The organism is Pontibacillus sp. ABV4_188 (genome assembly GCF_056311905.1).
Map to the genome: position 1 here is coordinate 2,282,912 of NZ_CM149975.1, position 14,139 is coordinate 2,297,050.

The window sequence follows — 14,139 nt, forward strand, 5'->3', positions numbered from 1 at the left end:
TTGATAAAATCATCATACATTATGGTACTGAATAATGCAAGGTAGTGAAAAAAGATGTTCAGCGCTTCAATCATTCAGTACACTATATGAATAAGGAGGTCTATACTATGAACTCATCCCCTACGATTTATGGACAAATTATTGATGAAGAAACACGATGTGTGCACTATCACACAAGTAAAGACGTTATTGCGATTAAATTTTATTGCTGCCATACATACTATCCTTGTTATAAATGTCATGAAGAAGCTTGTGAACACCCTATTCGTCGCTGGCCTAAGAAAAAGTTTCAAGAAACGGCTATTCTCTGTGGCCATTGTCAGTCACAAATCTCAATCAATACATATTTAGAAGCCCCTTTCACCTGCCCTAACTGTAATCATCCATGGAATGAGGGGTGCGCTTTGCACTACCACATTTACTTTGAAGCATAGAACGTCTCCTATAGAGATACACTAAAGTTCGTAAAGGAGGCGTTACGATGTCGAATAAGAATAAGCAAGGAAAAAAGCAAGGAAGCCAAAAAGGAAAACCTTATAATGACGCACTTGGTGCCCAAGATAATGTAATGTCAAAAGAAGAAATGAAAAAAGCCACACACCCAACCCAAACCACGATCGATGAAGACTGATTATACGATCCCCTCAAAAAGACATTGTGCAAAGCAATGTCTTTTTAATGTTTGGTATGGGGTTTATTCCATATAAGGGGCCGCCAACGCTTATGAGTACTTGGGCTTGCTCGGGGACAACTCGCTTTCCTTCGGGGAGCTGGTGGTTTCCAGGCCCACCTTACGCTCATTTAAAGTTAACGGAAACCTCCTCTCATTCTCGAGTCTTCAACAACCCTACCCTAGCCTGTAAGGATTTCCGTGAATTCACAGAATAGATAGAATTCTACTAAATGAGGCATTTGGATTGGATGATGCGAACAGAATCGTTTATGATAAAAATATGAAAATGAAACAGACGATCTATCAAACCTTACTACATTGGCTTGCACGAATTACGGCTGCAGACCCTGGTCTGACCCGCCTACTCAATGCAACGAAGGCAACGCTAAGTGTGATCTCCTCTGTACTGACTACAAATCTTCTACTGGATTGGCTCAATTACAGCTTAATTACCGTACCGATCTTCTCTGGAATTGTAGGACTCTTAGGCGTCTTTGCTGTGTTTGACGATACGAGTCAAAAGCAAAAGGTCACAACGCTACTCCTTGCTCTATCAAGTGGAATAACTCTTACCATCGGAGCCTGGACCTCTTCTTACTTCCACCTATCAGATGTTGCAATATTGAGCGTTGTATTCTTAGCTTTTTATCTATCTCGTTATGGCTCCCGTTATTTTTCATTAAATATGATCGGCTTTATCTCGATTTACTTTTCAACAATTTTAGGTGTTCAATTTACCGATTTACCGATTTACTTCATCGGTATAGCCATAGGAGTCTTTTATGCCTATTTCTATAAGTTTGTTTTAATAAAAAATAAACCAGAAAATGTACTAAAAAGAAGTATGACCTCCTTTCACATCCAAACAAACTTGATCCTCTCTAGAGTCATTCATATTATTCAACACCCTTATGAGGATGAAAGTCAGCTACGTTACTTAAATCGCAACGTTCTAAAGTTGAATGAATATGCTAGAAATATTGCAGCACAACTTGGGGATGTGGACCCTTATGATGTATGGGAAGGAATAACAGCCAATCAACTTCGGCTGTATGTATTTGATGTGCAAATGTTAATGGAAACATTAACACCTACTATTAAGCAACTTAAGGAACAAGAAGCACTGAGTCATACCGAAGTGCAAAAATCCCTTGTTCAACTCATTCAGTCTACAAGAGACGTTAAAGTATTACGCCATCATAATGTGTTAGACCAGCTCCTAGAAGCTGAAAAGAGCGTACAGCAACTTCGAGCAGTTGCTCAAGAAATTAACCAACAAGAGTATGATGAGTGGTTATTCCTATTACGCCGACTAAATACGATGGCGAACCATGTTATAGAAGGTGCATTTGAGCTTCATGAAGTTCGTCATAAAAATATAGAACGGACAAATAAAGAAGAAGCACCCGATGAACCCTCTCAAGATGAAGAACAAGAAGGGCTTGAACCTACGACAAAAAAAGCACTCCAGGCACTCCTAGCAGGTGCACTTTCTATTGCGCTTGGTTATTTATTAACCCCAACACACCAATACTGGATATTACTATCAGCATTTATTGTTTTCATGGGAACAGATACAGTAGGACGTACCTTTATTAAAGCGAATGAACGTACGATTGGTACTATTGCTGGGGCGATTGTTGGATTTTTAGTTTCCTTGGTATTAACTGGTCAAAGTACATGGCAGGTTGCATTTATATTTTTGTGCATATTTATGGCCTTTTACTTGTTTAACGTCTCATATTCTTTAGCTATGTTCTGGATTACTATGATTATAGCTATGCTATACGACCTTTTATTAGGAGGTATTACGTATCACCTATTACTAGCACGCGTACTTGATACATTCCTTGGGGCTTATATTGGATTCTTCTCAGCTGCATTAGTACTCCCAAACAAAACGAGAGAAAAAGTAACGGATACGACTCTTTCATTTTTAGACTCCTTGTCTAAGTACATTGAGACATATCTAATGAGCCTAAAGGGGAAAAATACAACAGAAAACTTGACTGAAATAGCTTTTGACCTTGATCAGTCTTTGCATCAATTCAAAATTGATTCTGAATCTATAAGAAAACGCCCCGCACGATTCTCAAGGTCTGATATAGAAAGATGGTTGACCATCCTAGTAGCGACGAATTACTATGCCAAACACTTAAATGCTACAAGAGAGCATGAACCTAATATTGATGCTGACTTAAAAGAAACAATCAATCATATCCAAGCTCATGTTAATCATAATATCGCAGCGATTAGTGAGATGTTACGTACAAAAAGACATCAAACGATTTATGATTTAGAACATGATCGTGAGCGGATCGAGCGTTATCCTGATCAGGACAACGATCTCTCAAAACGTATTTTCGTATATAAACTTTACTATATTTGGCGCATTAACCAATCCCTTGTACTACTTGCGCAGGATATGGGTGCTCCAATATCAAGACCGCCTGAATAAATGTAAATAGTAGAACTTTTCTGTTTACATGAACAATTTAACGTGCTAAACTTCTTAAAAATAAGGAAAAGTAATGATGAAGACCAACATAAACTTGTGACCCTCAGAGAGTCGATGGTAGGTGAGAATCGACGGCACATTTTATGAGTAGCCCTTCTAAACTAGTGTCCGAATTATACAGTAGGCACACTCGGCGTCAACCGTTATCAGACTGGTGATTTTACCAAATGAGAGAACGACGTTCGTCGTTTATTAAAGGGTGGTACCGCGTTAATGACAACGCCCCTTGCTAGCAACTTGTTAGCAAGGGGCGTTTTTTATTTTACTTTAATTACACAGGAGGGATTTTCAAATGCTACAAGATCAAACATTTCTTCGAGCTCCAGGACCAACACCAATTCCAGACCGCGTGAAACACGCGATGAACCAATCTATGATTGGACACCGTTCTCCCGCATTCGCAAAGCTATTTGCTGATACGAGCGAACGTCTAAAGCCTATATTCGGAACATCTCAACCTGTCTATACACTGACTACAAGCGGAACAGCAGCACTAGAAGCCGCTGTTACGAACACTGTCGCCAAAGGTGAGAAGGTAATCGTTGTTGTTGCAGGAGCATTTGGAGACCGCTTCGCAAACGTGTGTGAACATAATGGTTACAACACTCATCGATTAGAAATTGAATGGGGACGCTCTGTCACATCTGAAGAACTTAAGAGAACTCTTCAGGAACACCAGGATGCAAAAGCAGTTCTGTTAACTTATAACGAGACCTCAACTGGTGTTATACACCCTATTCAACAACTTTCTGAAACCGTTCATCAATACAGTGAAGCCCTTGTTTTAGTCGATGGAGTTAGCTGTATAGGAGGAGTGCCAGGTAACATGGATCAATGGAATCTGGATGTGCTTGTAACTGGCTCCCAAAAAGCAATGATGCTGCCACCAGGGTTATCATTTGTAGCCTTAAGTAAAAAAGCTGAAGCCAAGCTTGAAGAAGGGGATCCATCTTTCTATTTAAATATCAAAGCTTATCAAAAGCAGCTTGAGAACAGCATGACTCCTTATACCCCTGCTGTCTCTTTAATCCATGGACTTCAGGAAGTAAGTAAAATGATGGAGGAAGAAACGCTTGATCATGTCTTCCACCGTCATCAAGTTATGAAAGAAATGACACGGGAAGGAATTAAAGCGCTTGGGTTACCGCTTCTGACAAACGAAGAGGATGCCTCCCCTACCGTGACATCTGTTAAACAAACAGAACAATTTAAACCAGATGAACTACGGAGCTTTCTCTCTAAACAATTCGGATTAACGTTAGCTGGCGGCCAGAAAGAATTAAAAGGGAAAATATTCAGAATCGGTCATATGGGATACTGCTCTCCCGCAGATGTCCTAACAACGTTATCGATGATTGAAATCGGCTTGCAACAACTCAGTGTAGATATTGAGCTAGGTGCAGGCGTTAAAGCAGCCCAGGAGGTGTATGTTAAACATGTTTAAAGTATTAGTAAGTGACCCAATTAGTGAAGATGGAATCAGAGCGCTTCTTGATTCTGACCAAGTACAAGTAGATCAAAAAACTGATCTTTCACCTGAAGCGTTAAAGGAAACGATTCCAGAATATGATGGTCTGATCGTACGCTCTCAAACAAAGGTGACTAAAGAAATTCTGGAATGTGCGACAAAGTTAAAAGTCATTGGTCGTGCTGGTGTTGGTGTGGACACCATAGATCTTGAAGCTGCTACCGAACACGGTGTTATTGTAGTCAACGCACCAAACGGAAATACAATTTCCACTTGTGAACACACTTTCGCTATGCTTATGGCATCAGCAAGAAACATCCCTCAAGCCCATAAGACATTAACAGAGGGTAAGTGGGATAGAAAAACGTATAAAGGCGTTGAACTTAAAGGAAAGACGCTTGGTATCGTCGGTATGGGAAGAATCGGAACAGAAGTGTCCAAACGGGCAAAAGCTTTTCAGATGAATGTAATTGGCTACGACCCCTTCTTAACAGAAGAACGAGCCTCTCAAATTGGCATTCAAAAAGGTGACCTGGATAAAATTTATGAAAATGCAGATTTCATCACTGTCCACACGCCGCTCATTAAAGAAACTCATCACTTAATTAACAAGAGCGCATTCCAAAAAATGAAAAAAGGCGTACGTATTGTAAACTGCGCACGCGGAGGAATTATCGATGAGACCGCTCTCCTTGAGGCCATTGATGAAGGAATAGTGGCAAGGGCTGCTCTTGATGTGTTTGAAGAAGAACCACCAACAGATAACCCGCTCGTCGGCAAGCCAGAAGTGATCGTAACCCCTCACTTAGGGGCGTCCACCTCTGAAGCGCAACTCTATGTTGCAGAAGATGTAAGTCAAGAAATCTTGAACATCCTCTCCGACCAACCGTTCCAAAACGCAGTTAATATGCCAGCTGTTAACGACGAAACAAGAAAGATTCTTGAGCCTTATTACTTATTAAGTGAGAAACTTGGAGAAATGATGATTCAACTTGCCAAGCAACCTCCAAGACACATCAAGATCAGCTATGCAGGAACATTGACTGATTTTAACACCGAGCTTGTGACGCGCACCTTTGTAAAAGGGTTGCTTAGCCATTACTTAGGAGAAAAGGTGAATATAGTTAACGCAACACACCTCGCCAAACAATATGGTTTGAGCTACTCTGTTGAGAATACAACAGCTAGTCTAGGCTATTCGGGTCTCATCAGTGTAACTTTAACAACTGATGAAGGAGAATACAGCGCAGCCGGAACTTTATTTGATGGTTTAGGGCCGCGTATTGTTCACGTTAATCAGTATACAATCGACATCGCACCAACAGATCGCCTCCTTTACATTCAACATACAGATGTTCCTGGAATCATAGGTCATGTTGGTAGTTTACTAGGTAAACACGAGATCAATATCGCAACCATGCAAGTTGGTCGTAAACAAGTTGGCGGACAGGCGATTATGATGTTAACCATCGACAAAGCTCTTTCTGAAGAAGTATTAGGAGAACTGCTTCAAGTTGACCATATTCATTCTGCAAAAAATATAGATTTATAAAAATAATCCAGGCGGCCTTGCTTTTATAAAAGCAGGGTCGCCTTGTTTGTAATGTTGACTATGCGAGGGTCTTTCAACCGTGCGACTTCCACCTTTAACCGTGAACAGCCTATTTCTATCTAGCCGCAATTATATGATTTAAGTCATGTAAACCTCAATAAATATCTTCTTTTCCATAGAATCAGACGCAATAATGGAACTCCTAAGCTGTGTTTGTTAAAATCAACAAAGAGTATACGTGTAAGGGGGACATTAAAATGAATATTGTGTCAATTGAACCGACACCAAGCCCCAATTCAATGAAGATCAACTTGAATGAACAATTAGCCGACGGAGAATCACGAAATTTTAAGAGAACCGATGATCTATCAGATGCGCCAGATTACATTCAACAACTTTTCGCAATTGAAGGGGTTAAAAGTCTTTATCATGTTTCAGACTTTATTGCACTAGATCGAAATCCCAAGCACGCTTGGGAAAACATTCTACCTGCAGTACGTTCTGTATTTGGCTCAGCCGAACAACCAGCTATGGAAGAGACGAATGAAGAAACACCAAATACAGAAGCTTTTGGAGAAGTAAACGTTTATGTACAAATGTTTCGAGGTATTCCGATGCAGATTAAACTACAAGAAGGCGATAACGAGCACCGGGTAGGACTTCCAGAAAGATTTATGAACGCAGCCATGAAGGCATCACCAGCCTCACCTAATATGGTCATGGAACGAAAATGGATAGAACAAAATCCACGGTACGGAGATGCTGAAGAAGTTGGCCAAGATGTATCCGAAGAGCTTTCAGCAAGCTACGATGAGGAACGTCTAACTTCATTAGTAGAACAAGCTTTTGAAGATGGCGCGGGTGATATTCAAACAGGACAAGAAGAGACCAAACAAGTAACACTTGAGACGTTAGATGAACCAGATTGGAAAGTGCGCTATGCTGCACTCGATCGTATGAATCCGACGTATAATGATATTCTAGTATTAGATAAAGCGCTAGACGATGAGAAAGCTTCCATCCGACGCTTGGCAACCGCGTATTTAGGGATGATTGAAGAACCTGAAGTACTTCCCTATTTATATAAAGCATTAAAAGATAAATCAGTAACTGTACGACGTACAGCCGGAGATTGTTTATCTGATCTAGGATTCAAGGAAGCCATGCCAGAAATGATCGCATCATTGTCGGATCAAAATAAACTTGTACGATGGCGATCAGCTATGTTTTTATACGAATTAGGTGATGAAACAGCAATTCCCGCTTTACAAGAAGCAATTCAAGATTCAGAATTTGAAGTACGCATGCAGGCTAAAATGGCACTGCGACGCATTGAAGGCGGAGAAGAAGCAAAAGGGTCTGTATGGCACCAAATGACACAAGCAAGAAAAGAACAGTAAGATCTTAAGGAGGAATAAAAATGAACGCATATGAAGAATATATGAAACAAGTAGCTCAACCGATGCGCGACGAACTAACAGGCGCGGGCTTCACAGAACTTACAACACCTGAAGAGGTAGACGCATTCGTTAGTGAAATGGAAGGAACTGCTCTTGTGGTTATCAATTCCGTATGTGGCTGTGCAGCTGGCTTGGCACGACCTTCAGCGAAGGAATCACTTTTCCACACTAAGCGCCCTGACCACATTGTGACTGTTTTTGCCGGACAAGACCGAGAAGCGACCAATCGTATGAGAGAATATTTAGAAGGCTACGAACCATCCTCCCCTTCTATGGCTGTAATGAAAAAAGGCCAAGTTGTTCACTTTATTCCTCGCGAAGAGATTGAAGATCATGAAGTTGAAGAGATTGTAGCAAACTTAACCAACGCATACGACCAATTTTGTTAATAAAAAAAGGGTGCATCTATTGAGATGCACCCTCTTTCTTTTGCTGACGGTTCTCCACAAGCCTTAACTTCTTCGGTAAGTTGAATGTCTCCCTATTCCCCTTCAACATAAAGATTAAATATGCCGTAAAACTAGAAATACTAAGAGCAAACATTATGCGGACGGTGTAGTATAAACCTTTCGCCGGCTTGTCTAGTTCTATGATTTGTGAAGCAAAAAGACTAGTTAAGGCTGCAATAGTGCCGCACAATATTGTCAGGCATAAGAGTGTAACAGACGGCCACCACCAACGTTTATTTACAAACAACTCTCGCATACCGAACGCCGAACTTACCATAACCACGATCAGACTAGCCAATGTCCATAAGAATAACTCTAGCATAGAATCCCCTCCGCTATTATCCTATGAACACCTTCTACTCTCTATAACCTACAATAAGAAAACCTACTCTATCTTCTCTATGATAAAACATCACTTTATCACACTATCTAATTAAAGCAATAAACGGTGCCAGACACCCACTACTTCACTAAAGCGCTGAAGGGTGTCTGGCACGCGTCACCGCATTACTTTGTTAAAGCATTTACGTTATAAAGCTTGATAAAGGTCTTTGATATTATTGATGATGTTGTGCTGATTATTTTGTTCGAATTCATGTCTTGCTTTTTGACCTGAGAGTCCGGTTAAGACAGCTACGAAGTGACAGCCAAGGCTTTGTGCAGCTAGACCATCTGCTAAGGAGTCACCAACTATGACTACAGAGTCTTTCTCTTCTTCAGTAAATGTATACATTAGTGCTTCTTCAATACTTGAACGTTCTAACCACGCGAACATGTACGTAAACGGATTCGGCTTAGCTAACGGGGCTTTCTCTCCGTGTTTCTTTTCAGCTTCTAGCACATCAGATGCTGTGGCCATGCGGTTACGATCAAAGTAAGAGATAATACCAAGATTCTCTAGAGGCTCTACTGTTTCAAGAGCTGGTCGGCCTGTTCCAATACCTAGAGTATGGCCCTCTTCTTTCAGCTTCGTAAATAGTTCATCAAGTTCTTCTATTGTAGCCAAGGGGGTTTCGATATGGATAAATCCTTCTTTCCCTTTCTGATAAGCTGGACGTCCAATAGACTTCTCCGTTAACCCTTCACCAACGTACCATTCTTGGAAAGTCTCCCTCCCAAGCTCCCAAAGTTCACTGTTACGCGTAAATGCCATCGTCTCAATACCTGTCATTTCATAAGCAACATGGTTTAAGTACGTGAGTAATTCACCTCGCATTGCTTCTGACTCTTTCATAACTGGAACGAACGTTTTATAGTCTGGTTCTATTCCAGCTTTATAAAGTTCCTTTCCAATCTCTTGAAGTGTCTCGCGATTTAACGTCATCTCTTGCAGCACTTTCTTTACATATTCCCCATTTGTCTCGCTTAACTGAGACAACAAGCGAATCAGTTGGAAAGAAAACGTTAAGTACACCATATCCCAGTTTGCATTAATCCCTTTTGATTTAATCAGATAAAGTACTTCATCATCCTGAAAAACTTCCGCTCGAAGGTCTCCTACTTCATTCTCTGTTACATCTGTATGGAATCGGTCAGATTGAAGCCCTAAATAATTATTGCTATGTACAAGCTCCCACACCGTCAACGCTGAAGCATCGAAATACCTATGTTCACTTAGTAAAACACCATCAACATCAAAAAGTATTGTTTTTCCCAATTGGCTCACCTACTCTTCTTAGATTTATGTCCTATTGTAGCAAGGTAAAGCACAAAAGAACAGACTAAGCTTTTCTTCTCACCCTATTGGTGATAGGACAATCCTAAACAGGCATAAAGTGTTCAAGAGATGACAGCAAAGGAGAGAAGCACATGGATAACTCATCTTATTTACAATCCTTTTATGACCCCTATGTCTACCAAACTCTTCAATCCGTCACAGGGAGCCAGGTAACCGTTCAGACCACGCAAGGTTCAATACGAGGAAAGCTGACAAATGTACTGCCGGACCATATCGTAGTCGAAATGAATAATACCCCGTTTTTCATTCGAACTCAGCAAATCGTTTGGGTATTCCCCTCTTCCTAAACTAAAAAAGGAGGTGTTCTTTTGTTTAAACGAGAAAATCGTATATTAGTAGAATTACCTATTCCAGAACGCGGTGATCCAAACGCAATGGCAGCTGTGCAAGAATTATTAGGCGGTAAATTTGGTGAAATGTCGACACTTAATAACTATATGTTCCAATCCTTTAACTTCCGCGGAAAGAAAAAGTTAAAACCCTTTTACGATTTAGTAGCAAGTATTACTGCCGAAGAGATGGGACATGTAGAACTAGTGACAACATCCATTAACCTGCTCTCAAAAGATAACACGTTCCCTGGTCCTCCTGATATTACACCTCTGCAAGCTGGCAAAGATGCCCGTAACACGTACCAATTTATTTCAACCGCTCAAACAGCGTTAGTAGGAGATTCAATGGGAAATGCTTGGTCAGGAGATAATGTATTTAATAGTGGAAATCTGGTATTGGATCTCTTACACAATTTCTTCTTAGAACTTGGGGCCAGAACTCATAAAATGAGAGTGTATGAGATGACAGATCACCCCACAGCTAGAGAAATGATCGGTTATTTACTCGTTCGTGGAGGCGTTCATGTCGTTGCCTATGCCAAAGCATTGGAGATCGCAACAGGAGTAGATGTAACGAAAATGCTACCTGTTCCTAATCTTGATAACTCAAAATTCGATTATGCCAGAAAATATGAAGAACAAGGATTAAACAATATTCTATACACATTTAGTGATACAGACTACAAAGATGTTAAACAAATTTGGAAAGGAAGCAATCCAGAAACAGGGGAACCGCTAAAAGTCATCGAAGGTTCCCCTAAAGGAGCACCTATTCCGGACTTAGACGATATCCCAGAACAATTTGCCCCTGGCGTTGACGCAGATGATTATAGGCGAATCGCTAAGCGCTTAATGGAAAATATTTAGAGTAACTAGGATTCAGAAAATAAAAAATGGTCTGAATATGTATTGACGGTGCTCATAAATTGTTCTATAATCCATAACAAGCTCATATGATGAAAGACAAAATGAATATCTTATCTAGAGTGGCGGAGGGACTAGGCCCTGCGAAGCCCGGCAACCTTCAAGCAATCTGTGCTTGAGTGGTGCTACATCCTACAGGTCTGTGGATCTGGAAGATAAGATGAGGACTGTTACATACACCCTCTTCTTATGAAGAGGGTTTTTTATATGCCCTCTTCTTTTCCCTCACCTGTATGGCAATTTTTCCTAGACTTATTAACCAAGGAGGAATTGTTATGACTTATAACCCCTATTTATTTAAAAAGGAAACACTTAGTTTACACGGAGGACAACAACCTGATCCAACAACTGGTTCTCGTGCTGTACCCATTTATCAAACCACTTCTTATGTGTTTAACGACACCGATCACGCTCAAAACCTATTCTCATTAGCAGAACCAGGCAACATCTATACACGTCTTGGCAACCCAACAGTGGACGTCTTCGAGCAACGGGTTGCTCTTTTAGAAGACGGAGTAGCAGCAGTTGCAACTTCATCTGGCATGTCTGCCATTACACTTGCTATTTTGAATATCGCGAGTGCTGGTGATGAAATTGTGGCTTCTACGAACCTTTACGGGGGCACCTACAACCTCTTCGCCACAACACTCCCTAAATATGGAATTAATGTTACCTTTGTCGATAGCACAGATCCTGAACAATTCCGTGATGCCATCACAACTAAGACAAAAGCAATTTTTGCTGAAGTAATTGGTAATCCTAGCTTACACGTATTAGATATAGAATCAGTTGCTGACATCGCACATGAACATCACATTCCCCTTATTGTAGATAGCACCTTTGCAACGCCGATCCTTTGCAAACCTCTTTCATTCGGTGCGGATATTGTTGTCCACTCGGCTACGAAATGGATTGGGGGCCATGGAACTTCTATTGGAGGTGTTGTTGTTGATGGAGGTCGATTTGACTGGAATCATGAGAACTTCCCGGGCTTCACTGAGCCAGATGCTAGTTACCATGGACTAAGGTATGGACTTGACGTGGGAGCGGCAGGATTCGCAATCAAATTAAGGGTTCAACTGCTTAGAGATATTGGTGCCTGCTTAAGTCCACACAATGCCTTCCATCTCTTGCAAGGACTTGAAACGTTGCACTTACGCATCGAACGCCATGTTCAAAATGCAAAGGAAATCGCAACCTATCTTGAGAACCACCCAGGTGTGGAATGGGTTTCCTATCCCGGACTTCCTTCACATCCATCCTATCAGCTAGCAGAGAAGTACTTAGGTCAAGGTGCAGGCTCCATGATTGTTTTTGGAATTAAAGGTGGCCGCGAGGAAGGGAGAAAAGTGATTGATACGATTAACTTGTGGTCTCATGTAGCGAATGTAGGAGATGCGAAGTCACTCATTATCCACCCCGCATCAACGACTCACCAGCAGCTGAATGAGGAAGATCTATTGAAAACAGGGGTAACAGAAGATTTAATTCGGTTATCAGTTGGACTTGAATCAACTCATGATCTGTTACAAGACTTAGAACAAGCAATCAAAGAAGCTACAGGTTTAACGAGCCTATCTCCTTCGGTACCATCATCCTCTGTTATCTTACAATCAAGCCTTTACAGAGATGAAACGACCGTTCGGCCTAAAAGTATCGCAATTATTGGTAATGGTGCTTCTGAAGAAGAACGTTCAAAATTGTCTCGATTAGGATTTAAACTTAAAAACGAGGCTATTCACGGGGCTGATATTGTTTATGTTACTGAAAAACTAGACTCTCCGGTACAAATAGGTCTTAATACAAAGCTCTTTGCCTATCAATCGAATACACTTAGCGAGGGTCAATTACAGTCATTAAAAGACCAACATGCTTCATTCCTTCAAACAAATAATTTATATCAAGATGCTATTCACGCTCGCACCTCAAGTGTAAATAAAGAACAGGATAAAGTATTATTTCGCACAACTTGATCAAGGAGGCTCATCATGACGATACGAATTGGGTTACTAGGTTACGGAACAGTAGGAAAAGGGGTAATAGAAATTGTTCATTCTCATCAAGAAAGAATCCAAGCACTACTTGGAGAACCCGTTGAAATCACGGGAGTACTAGTACAAGATTTAAAAAAGCAACGCGAGATCCCTTCTTCCATTCTTGTAACAGCGGATTTTAATTGTTTACTTCTTCAAAATATAGACATTGTTCTTGAAGCAATTGTTGGGGAAGAGCCTTCCTTCACCTATTGTAAAAAAGCAATTGAACAAGGCAAGCACGTTGTTACAGCCAATAAAGAAATGTTCGCCGTACACGGAAATGAGTTAAAAGAATTAGCAAGTAAACATTCAGTTTCTTTAGGGTATGAATCGACAACCGTTTCAGGAACCCCTGTTATCCGCACTCTTCAACAGCTCCTACAAGTAAACCAGGTTGAAAAAGTGGAAGGGATTTTAAACGGAACTTCGAACTTTATCTTAACCAAAATGAGAGAAGATGGGACTTCTTTTGAGCAGTCACTTAAAGAAGCCCAACAAAGAGGATATGCCGAAGCAGATCCAACCAATGATATACAAGGATACGACGCCTTTTACAAATTAATGATTATCAGCGAGCTCCTTTATGGAAAGCAACCTAACTGGGACGATGTATATGTAGAAGGAATTGATAGAGTTGACCCTACTCAAATCCTCGAAGCTTCATTTATGGATAAAAAAATAAAGCACGTGGCCACAATTGAATGGAAAAATGGGGATGTTAGAGCATCCATTCAACCCATTCCTCTTACAGAACAGCATCCTCTTTACTCGAATGATGGTGTCCAAAACGGTGTGGTCATTCATACCGATTTGGCAGGCTCCTTAACATTATCCGGTCCCGGAGCAGGAGCTTCGTCCACTGCGAGTGGTATGATTGAAGATTTTATTACTATTTTTCAACCGTCCCATAGCAGCGTTCATCAGTTCCAATAAATGAAGACAAAGCTCAAAGTTACTTTAACTTTGAGCTTTTTAACATTTATGGTTAA

At 40.8% G+C, this 14,139-nt stretch carries 13 protein-coding genes, 1 riboswitch and 1 other annotated feature; of the genes, 11 read left to right on the forward strand and 2 right to left on the reverse strand.

The window, feature by feature from the left end:
- The first annotated feature begins 107 nt into the window (after nt 1-107).
- The 7 genes from ACYX4O_RS11725 (at nt 108) to ACYX4O_RS11755 (ending at nt 8,060) form a co-directional block, all read left to right on the forward strand.
- Nucleotides 108-434: a CHY zinc finger protein gene (locus ACYX4O_RS11725; protein WP_476351088.1), complete on the forward strand. Its 327-nt coding sequence runs from the start codon at nt 108-110 to the stop codon at nt 432-434.
- A gap of 47 nt (nt 435-481) precedes the next feature.
- On the forward strand, nt 482-631 hold the full coding sequence (locus ACYX4O_RS11730) for a hypothetical protein (protein WP_188655386.1): 150 nt from the start codon (nt 482-484) through the stop codon (nt 629-631).
- A gap of 286 nt (nt 632-917) precedes the next feature.
- Nucleotides 918-3,131: an FUSC family protein gene (locus ACYX4O_RS11735; protein WP_476351090.1), complete on the forward strand. Its 2,214-nt coding sequence runs from the start codon at nt 918-920 to the stop codon at nt 3,129-3,131.
- A gap of 64 nt (nt 3,132-3,195) precedes the next feature.
- Nucleotides 3,196-3,421 (forward strand) — a binding site (T-box leader).
- 62 nt (nt 3,422-3,483) lie between these two features.
- Entirely contained in the window at nt 3,484-4,635 is a 1,152-nt protein-coding gene (locus ACYX4O_RS11740; protein ID WP_476351092.1) for a pyridoxal-phosphate-dependent aminotransferase family protein, read from the forward strand.
- Nucleotides 4,628-6,211 carry a phosphoglycerate dehydrogenase gene (gene serA, locus ACYX4O_RS11745; RefSeq protein WP_476351094.1) on the forward strand — a complete coding sequence of 528 codons (1,584 nt, stop codon included), beginning with the start codon at nt 4,628-4,630 and terminating at the stop codon, nt 6,209-6,211. Before ACYX4O_RS11740 ends, serA begins: the two co-directional genes overlap by 8 nt.
- A gap of 257 nt (nt 6,212-6,468) precedes the next feature.
- Nucleotides 6,469-7,611, forward strand: a complete 1,143-nt coding sequence (locus tag ACYX4O_RS11750) for a conserved virulence factor C family protein (RefSeq protein WP_476351096.1) — start codon at nt 6,469-6,471, stop codon at nt 7,609-7,611.
- Between the two features lie 20 nt (nt 7,612-7,631).
- Nucleotides 7,632-8,060, forward strand: a complete 429-nt coding sequence (locus ACYX4O_RS11755; RefSeq protein WP_476351098.1) for a BrxA/BrxB family bacilliredoxin — start codon at nt 7,632-7,634, stop codon at nt 8,058-8,060.
- Nucleotides 8,061-8,076: 16 nt separating this feature from the next.
- Here the strand turns inward: ACYX4O_RS11755 and ACYX4O_RS11760 are convergent, their stop codons facing one another.
- Nucleotides 8,077-8,442, reverse strand: a complete 366-nt coding sequence (locus tag ACYX4O_RS11760; RefSeq protein ID WP_476351100.1) for a hypothetical protein — start codon at nt 8,440-8,442, stop codon at nt 8,077-8,079.
- Nucleotides 8,443-8,649: 207 nt separating this feature from the next.
- The gene (locus tag ACYX4O_RS11765; protein WP_476351102.1) at nt 8,650-9,777 is read right to left on the reverse strand and encodes an HAD family hydrolase; all 1,128 of its coding nucleotides are present in this window, start codon (nt 9,775-9,777) and stop codon (nt 8,650-8,652) included.
- Between the two features lie 152 nt (nt 9,778-9,929).
- Between ACYX4O_RS11765 and ACYX4O_RS11770 the strand changes: the two genes are divergently transcribed.
- The 4 genes from ACYX4O_RS11770 to ACYX4O_RS11785 all read left to right on the forward strand — a co-directional run bounded on the left by ACYX4O_RS11770 (nt 9,930) and on the right by ACYX4O_RS11785 (nt 14,083).
- Nucleotides 9,930-10,145 carry a YuzF family protein gene (locus ACYX4O_RS11770; RefSeq protein WP_476351104.1) on the forward strand — a complete coding sequence of 72 codons (216 nt, stop codon included), beginning with the start codon at nt 9,930-9,932 and terminating at the stop codon, nt 10,143-10,145.
- 21 nt (nt 10,146-10,166) lie between these two features.
- The gene (locus ACYX4O_RS11775; protein ID WP_476351106.1) at nt 10,167-11,057 is read left to right on the forward strand and encodes a manganese catalase family protein; all 891 of its coding nucleotides are present in this window, start codon (nt 10,167-10,169) and stop codon (nt 11,055-11,057) included.
- Between the two features lie 107 nt (nt 11,058-11,164).
- Nucleotides 11,165-11,276: riboswitch (SAM riboswitch) on the forward strand.
- A gap of 113 nt (nt 11,277-11,389) precedes the next feature.
- Nucleotides 11,390-13,087: an O-acetylhomoserine aminocarboxypropyltransferase/cysteine synthase family protein gene (locus tag ACYX4O_RS11780; protein WP_476351108.1), complete on the forward strand. Its 1,698-nt coding sequence runs from the start codon at nt 11,390-11,392 to the stop codon at nt 13,085-13,087.
- A 15-nt stretch (nt 13,088-13,102) separates the two neighbouring features.
- Nucleotides 13,103-14,083, forward strand: coding sequence for a homoserine dehydrogenase (locus ACYX4O_RS11785; protein WP_476351110.1), 981 nt, complete (start codon nt 13,103-13,105; stop codon nt 14,081-14,083).
- Nucleotides 14,084-14,139 lie beyond the last annotated feature (56 nt).